The organism is Streptomyces sp. NPDC088732, from assembly GCF_044751205.1.
GTDB lineage: Bacteria > Actinomycetota > Actinomycetes > Streptomycetales > Streptomycetaceae > Actinacidiphila.
Genome location: NZ_JBIVLI010000029.1, coordinates 103,636 through 117,407 on the forward strand (window position 1 = coordinate 103,636; position 13,772 = coordinate 117,407).

A 13,772-nucleotide genomic window follows, 5' to 3' on the forward strand; every position below is an offset into this window, starting at 1 on the left:
CCGGGCGTCACTGCATGTTCTCGAAGTGAGGGTGGTCGAAGGACGTGGGGCAGCTGTAGATCTGCAGGTTGTAGCCGCGGCCTATCTGGACCATCGGGGGGTCGGACGGCCGCCGGAGCCCCGCGGGGCCGGTGCGGTCGCGGTCCTCGAGCGGGATCCAGCTGCCGCTTCCTCCGTCCCACTCGCCGGAGGAGACGGTCAGGAGCGGCCGGTATTCCGCGCCGCACATGTCGCAGTTCAGCGGCGACGGGTCGCTGAAGCTCCACGGACCCCAGCCGCCCACCTTCCAGCCGGGGGCGACGCTGTGCTCGTACTGGTAGTACGCGCTGCCATCGTGGCCGGCGTCCTCCGGGTGCAGCGCGGCCCATTCGGCGCGTCCCCAGTCGTGGAGGCGCCGCGCGAGTTCGCCGGGCAGTTGGAGCGGCGCCGGGTACTCGGTGACGGCCTCGGGGTGCAGCACGCAGGGCTCAGGCACGTAGTTGCCGTAGTGGTCGACGTCGAGCGGGACGGGCGGCTCCGTGAGCACCTCGTGGACCTCGGAGGAGTTCCGCCAGACCAGGCGGGCCGTGGGCAGGGCGTCCTCGTGGTCGAGCGGGCACCACAGCACTTGGAGGACGTCGGCCCCGTCGGGGCCGGACAGCCCCGGCACGTCGCGCAGATACAGCTGGGCGACCGGGAGCAGCGGATTGGGTCCGCTGTGCGGAGGATGCCCTTCTTGCAGCGTGTCGAGGTACGCGCGCTGCTCCGCGGTGAGGAGGTCCTCCTGCGGAGAGCGGGGCCGGAGCCACGCCTCTTCCAGCAGATCCCGGGACCGGCGGACGTCGTCCGGCGAAACCGGCGGGTCCCAGTGCTCGTGTGCGTCGTCGCACGCGGGCCAGTCCTCGCCGACGGGCCAGAGCAGGGGCCCGCCGACCGAGCTCTCGTGGACCGTCGGCAGGCCCGGCCGAGGATGCAGGCGAACGGCCTGCCGTGCCAGCGGCGCCAGTTCGGGGAACACGGCAGCGACGTCGATCGGCCGGGGCGGCGTGGTCCTCACCATCGGGACTCCTTCGGGGCTGGCGGGCTGCCGGGATCAGTACGACTGGAGTTCGACGAGGGTGCCGTCGGGCGTGCGGAGGTGGGCGGTGCGCAGGTTCGGTCCCCAGTCGGGGCGGTCCTGCGGTCCGGCGAGGACCTCGGCGCCGTGGGCCGCGAGCGTCCCGGTCGCGGAGTGGACGTCGTCGACCCGCAGCACGAGCATCGCCGCGTCCTGGACGGGAGCGCGCGCGGGCAGCGACTCCGTGCCGATCGTCCGCGCGATCGCGGTGCGGGAGAAGAGGGTGAGGGCGGCCTGTCCGCCGAGGTCCCAGTTGGCGTAGCCGGCTTCCGGGAGCACCTTGACGGGCTCCGTCGCGAGCAGGTCGCGCAGGGCGGCGGTCCAGAAGCGGACGGCGGTGTCGAAGTCCTCGACGAGCAGCCGCGGGTACAGGGCATCCATGCCGTGATCGTATTGGCTTGTCCCATGGGGTAGTTGATTTCCCTGAGGGGCGGAATGGCCGCTGGTGGGCCATAGGATGGCGCGGTGCTGGTGAAGTGGATTCGCTGTGGCGTCCTCGATCGGGCTGCTTTCGAGCGCGGACAGCGGAAATGGGCCAACGGACTCCCCGGCGAGCCGGGCTTCCGGGGGCAGGGCGGGGGCTGGAGCCGCAGCCAGCCGGGTGTCGCGCACCTTTTCGCCTTCTGGGAGGACCGCGAGTACTACGACGCCTTCATGGCCGGGCCCCACGACCGCTTCGCGACGCCGCAGGCGGACACGTACGAGAGCCTCGGCGTGAAACTCTTCGAGCACCGCCTGGACGTCAAGATCGGCTTCCGCCCCCGTTTCGCGGACAGCGACCTGCTCAGGCTGGCCCACTGCAAGGTGCGGCCGGACCGGGCGGACCACTTCGTCCTCATGCAGCAGAAGGTCTGGAACCCGGCGATGGCCGGCTCGCCGGGCATGCTGCGCGGTGTGTTCGCGCAGGGTCCCGAGTCCGATTTCCTGACCCTGTCGATGTGGGACTCGGCCGCGGAGCGCGGCAAGTACCGCGACGGCTCGGTCGCCCGGCTCTCGCAGCGCGCGGAGCTGGAAGCGGACGTGCTCGCGGTCGCCGGCGACGTCGTCGACCTGGAGCAGTCCTGGTCGGTCTGAGGCCGGACGGCTCGCGCGCAGCGGTTCGGAGCCGCCCGGTCAGTCCTCCTTTGCGGGGCGGGTGATCACGGAGAAGTAGGCGCCGTGCGGATCGCCGAGGACCGCGATGCGTCCCACGTGCGGCAGGTCGAAGGGCGCCACCGAGACGCCGCCGCCGAGCTCCGCGGCCCGCGCGGCGGCCGCATCGGTGTCCTCGACGGCGAAGTAGTGCATCCAGTGCTGGGGTATCTCCGCGGGCCAGGCGTCGTTCATGAGCAGGATGCCGCCGAACGGGCCGCCGCCGCCCTCCACTTCCAGCTCCGTGTACGTGCTGTCGCCGGCGAAGGGATGCGTCTCGCCCGTCCATCCGAAGACGTCCCCGTAGAACCTGCGGGAGGCTTCCACGTCGCGGGTGTTGAGCTCGATCCAGCTGAACGCCCCCGGCTCGTTCAGCAGCCCCGCGCCCTTGAACCTCCCCGGCTGCCAGACGGCGAACTCCGCACCGTGCGGGTCGGTGAACTGCGCGAAGCCGCCCTGGTCGAAGACGGCCATCGGCGCCACGGAGACGGCGCCTCCCGCGGCCTGCACCGCCTTGGCCGTGGCCTCGGCGTCCGAGGTCGCCATGTAGGTGATCCAGCGGGGCCGGTCGCCCTCCGCCATCACCGGCCCGACGGCGGCCACGGGCTCGCCGCGCAGGGTGAAGAAGGTGTAGCCCCCCGCCTCCGGGGGCCCCGGCTCGGACTCCCAGCCGAACAGGCCGCCGTAGAAGGCGCGCGAGGCCTCGATGTCGGGACTGCTCAGATCGGTCCAGCAGGGTGTGCCGGATACGAACGCGGTGGTCTTCATTGCGGCCTCCAACCGGGGTGCCGCCAAGGGCTCCCTCTTCAATCCTCAGTCTGGGACCGACCACTGACAATCGGGGCCGCCGCCCTCGGCCGGACGTGGGTTCCGCCGAGGTCAGGAGGCCCGGCCGGCCGCGATGCCCGGTGGGCGGACCGCCGTGCCCGCGCGGGGGTGCACGAATTACAGTGAGGCCATGGCTCGACCGCGTCGCATTGTGCTCATCCGTCATGGGGAGTCCCAGGGAAACGCCGACGACACGATCTACGAGCGGGTCCCCGACCACGCGCTCAACCTCACCCTCAAGGGCGAGGAGCAGGCCCGTGCCGCGGGCGGGGAACTGCGCGGGCTCTTCGGCGACGAACGGGTCCAGGCCTTCGTCTCCCCGTACCGCCGCACGCACGAGACCTTCCACCTGCTGGGACTCGACCCGCGCCGCACCCGGGCCAGGGAGGAGCCCCGGCTGCGCGAGCAGGACTGGGGCAACTACCAGGACGCCGAGGACGTGCAGCGGCAGCGCAAGGCCCGGGACGCGTACGGCCACTTCTTCTACCGTTTCGCGCAGGGCGAGTCCGGGGCGGACGTGTACGACCGGGTCGGGGCGTTCCTGGAGACGCTCTACCGGGCCTTCGACAAGCCGGAGTTCCCGCCGAACGTGCTCCTGGTGACGCACGGGCTGACCATGCGGTTGTTCTGCATGCGGTGGTTCCACTGGACGGTCGACGAGTTCGAGTGCCTGTCCAATCCGGACAACGGAGAGTTCCGCGTGCTGCTCGCCGAGCCGGACGGCCGCTACCGGCTCGACCGGCCCTTCGCACGCTGGCGCACCACTGTCTCCGACCTGGCGAGATATCACGAGTGATATTGCGCACAGGACGATTGACCCCGATGACACGGGATGTCAGAGTTCTGGGCGCCATGACCGCTGATCCCTCTGATCCTTTTGATGCCTCGCGCTCCCGCGCGCTCGCCAGCCTGCGAGGACTCGCCGTCGGCGACGCCCTGGGCTCCCAGTTCTTCGTCCCCGCGCACTACCCCGCGCTGCAGAGCGGCACGCTGCCGGCCGGGGTGTGGCAGTGGACCGACGACACCGAGATGGCCTGCTCGGTCCTCGCTGTCCTGTCCGCGCACGGCGCCGTGGACCAGGACGCGCTGGCCGCGTCCTTCGCCGCCCACCACGACTTCGACCGCGGCTACGGCCCCGCGGTCAACCGCATGCTGCGGCTGATCCGGCAGGAGAACGGTGACTGGCGCACGCTGGCCGCCGAGATGTTCAACGGTCAGGGCTCCTGGGGCAACGGCGCGGCCATGCGCGTCGCGCCGCTCGGGGCGTGGTTCGCGGGCGAGCCGGAGAAGGCCGCCGAGCAGGCGGAGCTGTCCGCGTACACCACCCACCAGCACCGCGAGGCGGTCGCCGGCGCCATGGCGGTCGCCGCTGCCGCCGCCCTGGTCGCCGCACCCGGCGCCCCGGCCGATCCGGCCGCGCTGCTCACGTCCGTCGTCGGGCTCCTGCCGCGCAGCGCCGTCCACGCGGGGCTGCGGCGCGCCGTGGACATGCTCGACTACGACGACGTCGCCACCGTCGCCGCCGTACTCGGCTGCGGCCGGCGCACCAGCGCGCACGACACGGTCCCCTTCGCGCTGTGGGCCGCGGTCCGGGGGCTCGGCGACTACGAGCGCGCGTTCTGGACCACCGCCCGGGCGGGCGGTGACGTCGACACGACCTGTGCCATCGTCGGCGGCATCGTCGCGGCCCGGCCGGACGGCGAGCCGCCGCGGGCGTGGCGGGAACGCTGTGAACCGCTGCCGGAGTGGCTGTCCGCCGCCTGAGCGCGGCGGAAACCCCTCCACTGTCACGGCCCTGTCACAGACGGGCCAGGGAGTTCCTCGGCGCCTGTGCGCCCCGGACCACGGCGCATAGCCTGTCGGCCACGCTGCCCCGGCGATCTTCCCGGGGCGCTGACAAGCTCCGGTCCCGCGCCGCGTCATCGGCATGCGACCGGTGGGGAGGGGTCCTCATGTCCGACGTACCGAAGGGCGCCGCGCCGCAGCGGCCGCCGCACGGCACCGCGCACTCCGCCCGGCCGCCGGCCCTGCCGGCGTATCCACAGGCCCGCCCGGGCGGCCGTGCCCCGGTGCAGCCGCATCCCTGGACGCCGCCGCCCCCGCCGCCCCCTCCGCAGTGGATCATCGACAGCCGCGTGAAGGCACCGTCCGCCGTGCCCGCGGCGGTCCTCTGGATCGCCGTCTGCACCGGTCTCGTGGCCGCCGTGCTCCTGCGCGACGGCATCGGCGTCAACCTCCTGCTGACCGCCCTGCCCGCCGCGCTCGCCGCCGCCGTCGCGGCCGTCGTGCGCGGCCGCCGCCCGCGCGCGTGGACCCTGGTGTGGGCGGTCACGGCCCTTGGCCTGCTGCTCGTCCCCGCGCTGCGCGACGCCGGCTGGCCGGCCTTTCTCGCGGTCCTCGCCTTCTTCGCCGTGGGTTCGCTCGCCCTGCACGGCGGCCGCCGTTGGCCGGGCGTGCTGCTGGGGAGCCTCGGCGTGTGGGCGTCCGTGGTGCCCGGTACCGGCTGGGCGATGCGCGGCCTGCGCGAGCGCACCGCGGGCAACCGGCAGCGCTGGCTGCCCATGGCCAAGGCGGTCGTGGTCGCCGTTGTCCTGCTCGTCGTCTTCGGCGCGCTGTTCGCCGGGGCGGACGCCGCCTTCGCCGACCTGCTGAGCGGCATCGTCCCCGACATGACGCTCGGCGACTTCCCCCTGCGCGTCGTGATGTTCGCCCTCGGCCTGCTGGGCGCCCTGGCCGCCGCGTACACGGCCGCGGCACCGCGCCGCTTCGACCGCGTCAAGGTCAGGCCCGGCCGCGCCCGCGGCCGGGCCGAGTGGGCGCTGCCGCTGGTCGTCCTCGCCGTGCTGTTCGCCGTCTTCAACGCCGTGCAGCTCACCGTGCTGTTCGGCGGCTACCAGAAGGTGCTGGCGGAGACCGGGCTGACGTACGCGCAGTACGCCCGGCAGGGCTTCTGGCAACTGCTGATCGTCACCCTGCTGACCATCGCGGTGATCGGCCTGGCGCTGCGCTGGGCGCCGCGGGGCGGGGACGGCGACCGCCTGCTGGTGCGTTCGGTCCTCGGCGCGATCTGCGTGCTGACGCTCGTCGTGGTCGCCTCCGCACTGCGCCGCATGGAGCTGTACGTGGGCGCCTACGGGCTGACGCGGATGCGGATCTCCGTGGCCGGCGTCGAACTGTGGCTGGGGCTGCTGATCGTGCTGATCATGGCGGCCGGGGTGCTCGGCGCCCGCTGGCTGCCGCGGGCGGTGGTGGCGAGCGCGGCCGTCGGCTTCCTGGTCTTCGGCCTCTCGGGTCCGGACGCCCTCATCGCCGAGCAGCAGGTCACCCGGTACGAGAACACCGGACGCATCGACCTGGTCTACCTCCAGGACCTGTCCGCCGACGCGGTCCCGGCGCTCGACCGGCTGCCGGAGCCGCAGCGCTCCTGCGCGCTGCAGACGCTGGCGCACGACCTGCGCGGCGGCGGCGATCCCTGGTACGCCAGGAGCCTCGGCGAGAGCCGGGCCCGTTCGGTGCTGGCCGCGCGCCCGGTGGACCCCTCCGACGCCTGCTCGCGGGCGGGACTCGACGGGTACCGCATCGAAGTGCCCTGATGGGGCCCGGCGCACCGCCGCCCCGGCCTCCCCTCGGGCCGGGCGGCGGGGTGCCGTCAGGCGGCCGGTGTCCCCGCCGTGCCGCTCAGCGCCTCCAGGTCGCTCCTGCGCACCCGGATGACGAACAGCGCGGTGGCCAGGGCCAGTAGGACCAGGGCCACGGCGGCGTACAGGGCGGTGGAGATGCCGTGCGCCAGCACCTCGTGCGACCAGGGAGCCGGCAGTTCGCGCGTCCGCAGGAACTCCGCCTTCTGCGCCGGGGTCGCCCCGGCGAGGAACTGCGGCACCGTCTCGGTCGCCTGGTCGCGGCTCGCGGTGCCGAAGACCGTCACCAGGATCGACAGGCCCAGCGAACCGCCCACCTGCTGCATGGCGTTGAGCAGTCCGGAGGCCGCGCCCGCCTCGTGCTGGGCGACCCCGGAGACGGCGGTCAGCGTCAGCGTCACGAAGTTCAGGCCCATGCCGAAGCCGAAGATCACCATCGGGCCCAGCACACCGCCCACGTAACTGCTGCCCGGGTCGATGAAGGTCAGCCAGGCCATGCCGATGCCGGCCAGCGTCGAGCCCGTGACCAGGAAGGGCTTCGGCCCGAGCACCGGCAGGAAGCGGGTGGAGAGTCCCGCCCCCGTCACGATCGCCACGGTGACCGGGAGGAAGGCGAAACCGGCCGCGATGGCGCTGTAGCCGAGCACGTTCTGCACGAAGAGGACGATGAAGAAGAACATGCCGAACATCCCCGCGGCCAGGCTCAGCATCATCACGTAGGTGCCGGAGCGGTTGCGGTCGGCGAACATCCGCAGCGGGGTGATGGGTTCCTTCGCGCGACGCTCGATCAGGACGAACGAGATCAGCAGCACCACCGCCGCGCAGAACGCGCCGACCGTGAGCCCGTCCCGCCAGCCCTGGCTCGCCGCCCGGATGAAGCCGTAGACCAGGGAGGCCATGCCGAGGGTCGACGTCACCGCGCCGGCGATGTCGAAGCGGCCGGGATGCCGCTGCGACTCGTTGATCCAGCGCGGTGCCAGGAAGGCGATCAGCAGGCCGATGGGCACGTTGACGAAGAACACCCAGCGCCAGTCGAGCCAGTCGGTGAGCATGCCGCCCGCCAGCAGGCCCACCGCGCCGCCGCCCGCGGAGACCGCGGCGAAGACGCCGAACGCGCGGTTGCGTTCGGGGCCTTCGGGAAAGTTCGTGGTGATGAGGGCGAGCGAGGTGGGCGAGGCGATCGCGCCGCCGACACCCTGCAGGGAGCGCGCCGCGAGCAGCTGCCACGGCTCCTGGGCGAAGCCCCCGAGGAGGGACGCGAGCGAGAACAGCAGGATGCCGAAGACGAACACCCTGCGGCGGCCCAGGATGTCGCCGGCCCGCCCGCCGAGCAGCAGCAGGCCGCCGAAGGTGAGGGTGTAGGCGTTGAGCACCCAGGACAGGTCGGTCGTGGAGAAGGAGAGTGCGCCCTGGATGTGCGGGAGCGCGATATTCACAATCGTGGCGTCCAGCACGACCATGAGCTGGCAGGCCGCGATCACGGCGAGTGCGACACCCGGCCTGCCGCCGCGTCGCGCGGCGCCGGGCGTGGGTGGTGAGGTGAGTTGCTCAGTCGTCACAAGATCCCCCAGACGATGGCTAGTGAACGGTCGCGTTCACTATGGACGACAGTAGAGTGGGTCTGTTAGTGAACGCAAGCGTTCACTAGAAGCGAGAAAGCCGAGAAGGTGCCATGGTCATGTCGCGCAAGGCGGCAACGGAGCCGTCCAAGCAGGTCGCGCCGCGCCGCCGCGGTCCGGTGCTGGAACGGGCCATCCTCACAGCGGCCTTGGAGCAGCTGAGCACCGTCGGCTGGCGGGGGCTGACCATGGAAGGCGTGGCGTCCGCCGCCCAGACCGGCAAGGCGGCCGTCTACCGACGCTGGCCGTCCAAGCAGGCCCTGGCCACCGACGCGCTCCAGGCCGCGCTCCCCGCCGTCCCCGATGTGCCGGACCTCGGCAGCCTGCGCGAGGACCTGCTCTTCCTCGTGCTGAGAATGCGCGAGGCGATGTACTCGCAGAGCGGACTCGCCCTGCGCGCCGTCATCGACGAGTCCGACCAGGAGACCGCGCACTGCTTCGTGCGGCTGGTCGTCGAGGGCGTCGTCGAACCCACCAAGCACCGCATCCTGGACGTCGTACGGCGCGGAGTGGGACGCGGGGAAGTGCGCCCGGACGCCACCGGCGACATCGTCGCCGACGTCGTGCCCGCCCTGATGATGTACCGCTCGAAGATGGGCGGACGCGAGATCTCCGAACACGACCTCGTGGAGGTCGTCGACCAGGTGATGCTGCCCTTGCTCCGCCCCTGACGAGGCGCGCGTGGACGCGCGGGACCCGGCCTCGGACCGTACCGCGCGGAAGCGTAGGGTGGGCCCTGTCATGGTTCGTGAACCTCCCACCCACAGCGTCGAGCGCTCATTGCGCGCGACACTCGGCGCCAAGGTCGTCGCGGGCGTCGACGAGGTCGGCCGGGGAGCCTGGGCCGGACCGGTCACCGTCTGCGCGGCCGTCACCGGACTGCGGCGGGCGCCGGACGGGCTCACCGACTCCAAACTCCTCACCGTCAAGCGCCGGGGCGAACTCTCCGCCGTACTCGTCGGCTGGGTGAACAGCTACGCCCTCGGCCACGCCTCGCCCGAGGAGATCGACGACCTCGGGATGACGGCCGCACTGCGGCTCGCGGCGACGCGTGCCCTGGAGGCCCTGCCCGTACGGCCCGACGCGGTCATCCTCGACGGCAAGCACGACTACCTCGGCGGCCCGTGGCGGGTGCGGACGGTCATCAAGGGCGACCAGTCCTGCGTCGCCGTGGCCGCCGCATCCGTGATCGCCAAGGTGCGCCGGGACGCCATGATGGCCGAACTGGGCATCGACTATGCTCCGTTCGGCTTCGGCGACAATGCCGGGTACCCTTCGCCGGTGCACCGTGCCGCGCTGGCGGAGCTGGGGCCCACCCCCCACCACCGGCTGTCCTGGGCATATCTCGATACGCTGCCGCGTTGGCAACACCTGAAGAAAGTCCGGGAGACCGTGGAGGCGGGGGAGACAGGTGAGCAGCTCGGCTTCGATTTCTGAGCCGAGTTGTGACCTACCCGCCGATGCGCTGTTCCGGTGCATTTGATAGACATCAGCACATGCCTCTCATCCCCGAGGAGCCTCAGATTCACGAGAGTGTCCCGGGTTCTCGCGTAGCCCCGGCCGCCGGCCGGTCCGCGTCGACCCCCCGCCCCGTACCGGCCCCCGGCCCCCGTCCCGCGTCCCCGCGTCCAGCGCCACCGCGCGGCGGCACTGCGGGCAGCGCCCGGCCCGGTCGCCCCGGCCCCGCCCGCGGTCCGGCCGTTCCGCCGCAGCCGCGGTCGCCACGGGAAGCCGAGGTCGCACAGACCGGCTCCGCCGGTGCGACGGCGGCGCAGATCCAGCTCATCCCTGCTCCGGTCGAGGGCGCGCTCGACGCCGCCGACGAGGCCGTCGACCTGCTGCTCGACAGCGGCCGGGCGCCCGGCGAGGTCCTGGTGCTCACCACCGGCGAGCAGCACCCCTGGGCCGCCCACGAGCTGAGCTTCGGCGAGGCGTCCTACTGGGCGCAGCACGACGCCGGTGACGACGTCTTCTACGCGGCTCACGACGCGGAGCGCGCCCAGGGCCGTCCGGTCGTGGTCGTCGCCGTCAACGGCGGCTCGGACGAGGTCCTGGCAGCGCTGCTGCCCTCGGCGGTGCGGCGGGCCGGCGCCCTGCTGATCGTGTGCGGCGACCCCCAGCGGATCAACGGACTGCTCGGCGCGACCGCCTGATCAGCGGGCCGCCGCGCGGCGCAGGGCCGGTGTCCCCCCGGGACGCAGGGCCGCTGCGCCGTGCTGTTCTCCGGACCAGGACGAGGCGTTGGGGGTGCGCCCGACCCGGGCCTCGCCGTACACGCGCCAGCCGTCCTCGGTCAGGGTGATGTAGGAGCCGGGGCGCAGTCCGTGCAGCGAGCACGCGTCCCGCAGGCCCCATGCCCACGCACCGTCCGCCTCGGTCCACTCGGCGCCGCCCTCCCGGCACACCAGAAGGACCGTGGTGCGCACCGGCGTACGCCGCCGCAGGTCGTCCGGGGTGACCCGGCGCAGGTGGGACAGGATCGCGTTGCGGCGCTCCCATCCGTCGACGACGCCCTCGCGCTGGGCGAACGAGGCACTGGCCGTCAGCCGTCCGTCGGGCGACAGGACCGCGATCACCGCCGTGCCCGGGGCGGGGAGGTGGCGCGCGTGCAGGTCCTTGACCACGTCGCGCGGGCTGATCAGCAGCGGGAATCCCGAGGCGATCCACTCGGCCGGTTCCAGGGTGCGAACCCGGCGGACGGCGCGGGAGGACGTGCCGGAAGTGGTCTCCGGAGCGAAGCCCATGGCCACGATCCTCCCTTCGGGTATGCGTCCGAGACCGGGTGCGCGGGCGCATGCCGGTCGGGGGGCTCGAGGAGCCGAACGGGGAACGCCCCCAATTCTCGCTGGCGCACTCGCGAGCGGCAACGGTCAATTGGTCGATGTGCCGGTTATCGCGCCGTCCGCCGCATAGATCCCCGCGAGCTGTCCAGCATATGACGACGGATCAGCCTTGCAGCGCCAGGACCAGCGGAAACACGGCCGTAACACCGGACCTGCGGAGCAGTCGCGCGGCGACCGCCAGGGTCCAGCCCGTTTCGGTGACATCGTCGACGAGCAGGACCGGTCCGGGCACGGCCGCGATCGCTTCGGCCAGAGCGGGCGGAACGGCGAACGCCTCGTGCAGGGCGCGCAGTCGCTGGGCGCTGTTGCTGCGCGGCACGCGTGAGGGCTCGACGTCTCCGGTGTGGGCCAGCTGTCCCAGCAGCGGCATGCGCCCGGCGTCGGCGATGCGCTGCCCGAGCGAGGCGATCAACTGCGGCCTGGTGTGCGAGGCGACGGTCACCACACCGACCGGGCGGGGCGGTGCGTCGGGCCCGCCACTGGCCCAGCCGCCCGGTCCCCGGGCCCAGTCCGCCAGTACCGTGACCACGGCGCCGACCACGTCGTCCGCCACGGGGCCGTCCGCGGCGTTCACTGCGAAGAGCGGTCGCAGCCGGTTGCCCCAGCCGATGTCGGAGAGCCGTCCGAGGGCACGGCCGGGTTCCGCCTGTTCGCCGGCGGGAATTCGGCCCTTGAGGTCGATGCCCACGGACGGGAGCCCCGTGGGCCACATCCGGCGCGGTTCGACCTCGACCCCGGGGCGGCCGAGGGCCGCCCGGGCGGATTCGAGCGCCTCGCGGGACACCTCGGCGGAGTGGCGCGGGGCCGCGCAGTTGTCGCAGCGGCCGCAGGGTGCGGCCTCCTCGTCGTCGAGCTGGCGCCGCAGGTACTCCATACGGCAGGAGGTGGTCGTGGCGTACTCGCGCATGGCCTGCTGCTCCGCCTTGCGCTGGCGGTCGACCCAGGCGTAGCGCTCGGTGTCGTACGCCCAGGGCTCCCCGGTGGACGTCCAGCCGCCGCGCACCCGGCGGACGGCGCCGTCCACGTCGAGCACCTTCAGCATGGTCTCCAGCCGGGTGCGGCGCAGATCCACCCGGGCCTCCAGGGCGGGCACGGACATCGGCGCCGCCGCCTCCGCCAGCAGCGCGAGGGTCTGGCGGACCTGCTCCTCGCGCGGGAAGGCGAGGGACGCGAAGTAGCGCCAGATCGCCTCGTCCTCCGGGCCGGGGAGCAGTAGGACCTCCGCGTGGTCCACGCCGCGGCCGGCGCGGCCGACCTGCTGGTAATAGGCGATGGGGGAGGAGGGCGAGCCCAGGTGGAGCACGAAGCCCAGGTCGGGCTTGTCGAATCCCATGCCGAGGGCGGACGTCGCGACCAGCGCCTTGACCTCGTTGCGCAGCAGCGCCGCCTCCGCGGCCCGCCGGTCGGCGTCCTCGGTGCGGCCCGTGTACGCCGCCACTTCGTGCCCGCGCTGCCGCAGGAAAGCCGCGACCTCCTCGGCGGCCGCCACGGTGAGCGTGTAGATGATGCCGGAGCCCGGCAGGTCGCCGAGGTGGTCGGCGAGCCAGCCGAGCCGGTGCGCGGCGTCCGGCAGCTCCAGGACGCCGAGCGAGAGGCTCTCGCGGTCCAGCGGCCCGCGCAGGACGAGCGCACCCTCGTGATCGCCGGTGCCCAACTGCTCGGCGACGTCGGCCGTCACGCGTGCGTTGGCCGTGGCCGTGGTGGCGAGGACGGGGACGCCCGGCGGCAGGTCGGCGAGCATCGTGCGCAACCGGCGGTAGTCGGGCCGGAAGTCGTGGCCCCAGTCGGAGATGCAGTGCGCCTCGTCCACCACGAGCAGCCCGGTGGTGGCGGCGAGTTTGGGCAGGACCTGATCGCGGAAGTCGGGATTGTTGAGCCGCTCCGGGCTGACCAGCAGGACGTCGACCTCTCCGGCGGCGACCTCGGCCTGGACGGTGTCCCATTCCTCGGGGTTGGCCGAGTTGATCGTCCGGGCCCGGATGCCGGCCCGTTCGGCGGCGTCGATCTGGTTGCGCATGAGGGCGAGCAGCGGGGAGACGATCACGGTCGGACCGCTGCCGCGCTCGCGCAGCAGCGCCGTGGCCACGAAGTAGACGGCGGACTTGCCCCAGCCCGTGCGCTGGACGACCAGGGCCCGGCGGCCCTGGGCCACCAGCGCCTCGACCGCGCGCCACTGGTCCTCGCGCAGGCGGGCGGTGCCCGTCGGGTCCCCGACGAGCCGGCTGAGGATCGTGTCGGCGGTGGTGCGCAGTGCGGTGGTCATGCCCCCATGCAACCCGATGACACCGACACCGTGCCAACCGCCCTCACCGGTCCTGTGGATAACTCACTCTGAGTTATTACGGTGATATGACTGGTTTATCCACAGGTTCGGGAGGGGTCTGGCGGAGATCCACGCCGTGCGCCACCTTCGGATCATGACTCAGCACACCGCATCCTCCCGTCCCTCCGACGACCCGAAGGTCACCCTGCGCAGCCCGGCCGAACTCGCCGCCGCGCTCCCGTACTTTGTCGGCTTCCATCCGAAGAACTAGTGCGAGGGGTTGTTGCCTCGCTACCCTCGGTACATGCCGATCGCGCCGGAATACCTGCACCTGATCTACCCGGGCGAGGAGTT

General features: G+C 72.6%; 13 protein-coding genes. 7 read left to right on the top strand and 6 right to left on the bottom strand.

Annotation, left to right across the window (positions count from 1 at the left end; all coding sequences use genetic code 11):
- Positions 1–7 precede the first annotated feature (7 nt).
- Both ACIP9H_RS36385 and ACIP9H_RS36390 read right to left on the bottom strand, forming a co-directional pair.
- Positions 8–1,039, bottom strand: a complete 1,032-nt coding sequence (locus ACIP9H_RS36385) for a hypothetical protein (RefSeq protein ID WP_401963292.1) — start codon at positions 1,037–1,039, stop codon at positions 8–10.
- Between the two features lie 33 nt (positions 1,040–1,072).
- A complete protein-coding gene (locus ACIP9H_RS36390) occupies positions 1,073–1,477 on the bottom strand; it encodes a VOC family protein (protein ID WP_401593300.1) in 405 nt (134 codons plus the stop codon).
- A gap of 84 nt (positions 1,478–1,561) precedes the next feature.
- Here ACIP9H_RS36390 and ACIP9H_RS36395 point away from each other — a divergent pair, with 84 nt between their 5' ends.
- A complete protein-coding gene (locus tag ACIP9H_RS36395) occupies positions 1,562–2,170 on the top strand; it encodes a YdbC family protein (RefSeq protein ID WP_401593303.1) in 609 nt (202 codons plus the stop codon).
- A gap of 39 nt (positions 2,171–2,209) precedes the next feature.
- On the opposite strand, the gene ACIP9H_RS36400 is transcribed toward ACIP9H_RS36395, so the two are convergent.
- Positions 2,210–2,995 carry a VOC family protein gene (locus ACIP9H_RS36400; RefSeq protein WP_401593306.1) on the bottom strand — a complete coding sequence of 262 codons (786 nt, stop codon included), beginning with the start codon at positions 2,993–2,995 and terminating at the stop codon, positions 2,210–2,212.
- 190 nt (positions 2,996–3,185) lie between these two features.
- Here ACIP9H_RS36400 and ACIP9H_RS36405 point away from each other — a divergent pair, with 190 nt between their 5' ends.
- From ACIP9H_RS36405 to ACIP9H_RS36415, 3 genes are all read left to right on the top strand, one after another.
- Positions 3,186–3,851: a histidine phosphatase family protein gene (locus ACIP9H_RS36405; RefSeq protein WP_401593309.1), complete on the top strand. Its 666-nt coding sequence runs from the start codon at positions 3,186–3,188 to the stop codon at positions 3,849–3,851.
- A gap of 56 nt (positions 3,852–3,907) precedes the next feature.
- Complete coding sequence (locus ACIP9H_RS36410; protein ID WP_401963295.1) at positions 3,908–4,819, top strand: ADP-ribosylglycohydrolase family protein; 912 nt, start codon at positions 3,908–3,910, stop codon at positions 4,817–4,819.
- A gap of 188 nt (positions 4,820–5,007) precedes the next feature.
- Positions 5,008–6,648: a DUF4153 domain-containing protein gene (locus ACIP9H_RS36415; RefSeq protein WP_401593315.1), complete on the top strand. Its 1,641-nt coding sequence runs from the start codon at positions 5,008–5,010 to the stop codon at positions 6,646–6,648.
- Between the two features lie 56 nt (positions 6,649–6,704).
- Here the strand turns inward: ACIP9H_RS36415 and ACIP9H_RS36420 are convergent, their stop codons facing one another.
- The gene (locus ACIP9H_RS36420; protein ID WP_401593318.1) at positions 6,705–8,252 is read right to left on the bottom strand and encodes an MFS transporter; all 1,548 of its coding nucleotides are present in this window, start codon (positions 8,250–8,252) and stop codon (positions 6,705–6,707) included.
- A 113-nt stretch (positions 8,253–8,365) separates the two neighbouring features.
- On the opposite strand from ACIP9H_RS36420, the gene ACIP9H_RS36425 reads away from it, so the two are divergent.
- The 3 genes from ACIP9H_RS36425 (at position 8,366) to ACIP9H_RS36435 (ending at position 10,465) form a co-directional block, all read left to right on the top strand.
- Positions 8,366–8,983, top strand: coding sequence for a TetR/AcrR family transcriptional regulator (locus ACIP9H_RS36425; protein ID WP_401593320.1), 618 nt, complete (start codon positions 8,366–8,368; stop codon positions 8,981–8,983).
- A 70-nt stretch (positions 8,984–9,053) separates the two neighbouring features.
- Complete coding sequence (locus tag ACIP9H_RS36430) at positions 9,054–9,749, top strand: ribonuclease HII (RefSeq protein ID WP_401593323.1); 696 nt, start codon at positions 9,054–9,056, stop codon at positions 9,747–9,749.
- A gap of 59 nt (positions 9,750–9,808) precedes the next feature.
- On the top strand, positions 9,809–10,465 hold the full coding sequence (locus tag ACIP9H_RS36435) for a hypothetical protein (RefSeq protein WP_401593326.1): 657 nt from the start codon (positions 9,809–9,811) through the stop codon (positions 10,463–10,465).
- Here the strand turns inward: ACIP9H_RS36435 and ACIP9H_RS36440 are convergent, their stop codons facing one another.
- Together ACIP9H_RS36440 and ACIP9H_RS36445 are read right to left on the bottom strand one after the other, a co-directional pair.
- A complete protein-coding gene (locus tag ACIP9H_RS36440; RefSeq protein WP_401593328.1) occupies positions 10,466–11,062 on the bottom strand; it encodes a hypothetical protein in 597 nt (198 codons plus the stop codon).
- A gap of 196 nt (positions 11,063–11,258) precedes the next feature.
- A complete protein-coding gene (locus ACIP9H_RS36445) occupies positions 11,259–13,418 on the bottom strand; it encodes a RecQ family ATP-dependent DNA helicase (RefSeq protein ID WP_401593330.1) in 2,160 nt (719 codons plus the stop codon).
- Between the last annotated feature and the right edge of the window lie 354 nt (positions 13,419–13,772).